The 1,765-nt window shown below is 51.8% G+C and carries 2 protein-coding genes; both read left to right on the top strand.

Annotated elements, in window-relative coordinates:
- Nucleotides 1–249 (top strand): hypothetical protein (locus BMW43_RS21315; RefSeq protein WP_177173710.1); only part of this gene is annotated, 249 nt, incomplete at its 5' end.
- Nucleotides 250–359: 110 nt separating this feature from the next.
- On the top strand, nucleotides 360–1,765 hold a 1,406-nt coding region (locus BMW43_RS20825; protein WP_143050685.1), incomplete at its 3' end, for an alpha/beta hydrolase family protein.

Below are 1,765 nucleotides of genomic sequence, written 5' to 3'. Positions count from 1 at the left end.
TTTGGCAACGATCACATTGTCAGCAGCAACTGTACTGATACGGTAAAGTTCACCAATATTTTCAATGCCAGTGAGTACAGCCTGCAGCAAAGCGGTGACAGTCTGGTGATTGATTACCGGCAGACAGGCACGACCAAGACGAACGAGCTGGTACTGGACAACTGGTTTGCCAGCGGCGACCGGGTGAGCCAATTCGCCTTCAACGACGGCATGTATACGGTTAAAGACAAACAGTTTGTCAAGGTATAGCAACAGGATTAAAAAGCGGCTTAATGTAAGCCGCTTTTTTTAGAATCCGGGAGGACCCGGATAGGGCAGAACAGATCCCGAATAAACAATAAGGAAACGAGGTGGAATTTGTGGGTAATGGGAAAATGTTTTTTCAGGATCTAACGGTCAATCTGAAAGCCCTAGCTGACCATGTGGGGCAGCTTGTTGTCGATCAGACTGCCAAGGTTGTGGCGCAGGGGCCGGTGGAGACCGTCCGGCAGCTAGTAACCGATGGGGAAATCGCTTTGTTAGGAAGGCAGCCCGATACTGTAACCGATATAAAAAATGTGCTTCAGAATACGGTACAGTTGGTTGCCGATACAGCTATTAACGTCTTTAACGCGCTTCCCACTATGACGGCACCGCCGGTTTTTCCGGAGCAGCCGGGTTGTATCAAGGCCGGGCCAGGCAAGGTCATCGCTAATAGCTATACGGTCAGTGGCGCTTCGGTGGGGGATTTGTCCTGGCTGATTTATACGGAAAATAAAAATACCAATGCAGTGGTTTCGGCAAAATGGAAGCGGGTTAGCTTTATTGAAACAACCAGCGGCTATGACAGCAGTGTCTATATCAATGAGGTTGATAAACAAATAGCCATTACCGTTGAAGGAACGGTAGCAAACAGCACATTTAGTCCATGGGTATTAAGCAAAGATGGGTTAACCGATCTGGAAATCGGGCTGGGAGTTATTCCGAATCAGGTACAAGAAGGGTATAAGGCGTTTCGCAATATTCTCAGTGACCTACAAAAGCAATATGGCAGTCAAGGTTATGGGATTTCTCTGGCAGGCCACTCCTTAGGCGGCGCTCTGGTACAGATGATGTCAGGTATGTATTTTCTCGACACCGGGATTGCCTTGCCCACGCTGTCGGAGGAGGGGCCCGGTATGCTCCGGCAATTAAAAATGTACGCTGAAGAGCAACTGCTGGCCGGCAATACCATCTATTTGCCCACAGGCGGCACGATAAAGCTAAGCGGAGGAACTTTGCTGCAGCGGGCCGAGCAGGCCAAGGCGATTGCCGGTACCTTTGCCGCCTGGTCTTTTAGCAATGTCATAAATCTTCTTACCGAGCAGGACCCGGTGGGACAGGTCCGCTATAGCGCCGACCCGGCCAAGGATGAACATGTGGGAATTGATCTGCTGACTCCTGCCTTGCTGACTGCCCGGGAATGTCTGCAGGATGTGGATTATGCCCAGCTATGGCCGCTGAACAAGCTGGGGGTCACTACCGGGCAGTTGCCCAATGATCCGATGAATTTGTTTAGCGGGCTTAGCGATATGGATATAACGCGGATTGACCGTCACTTGCCGGCTCAGTCGGAGACGCTCTGGTCCGGTGCCGGGCTGGGGCTATACCAGACAACCGGCGATATTGGCTTAGGCGTGCAGCTTGAACGGACCAACGGCACGCCGATCCAGACCTGGGCCGGCATCCAGACCAATATCCCGGAGGTGGAGATTTTCGGCACGTCCACCGGCCAGACCATCCAGGT

This window comes from Propionispora vibrioides (assembly GCF_900110485.1).
Taxonomy (GTDB): domain Bacteria; phylum Bacillota; class Negativicutes; order Propionisporales; family Propionisporaceae; genus Propionispora; species Propionispora vibrioides.
The sequence above is the reverse complement of the archived record's forward strand: the minus strand, read 5'-3'. Positions and strand labels throughout refer to the sequence as shown.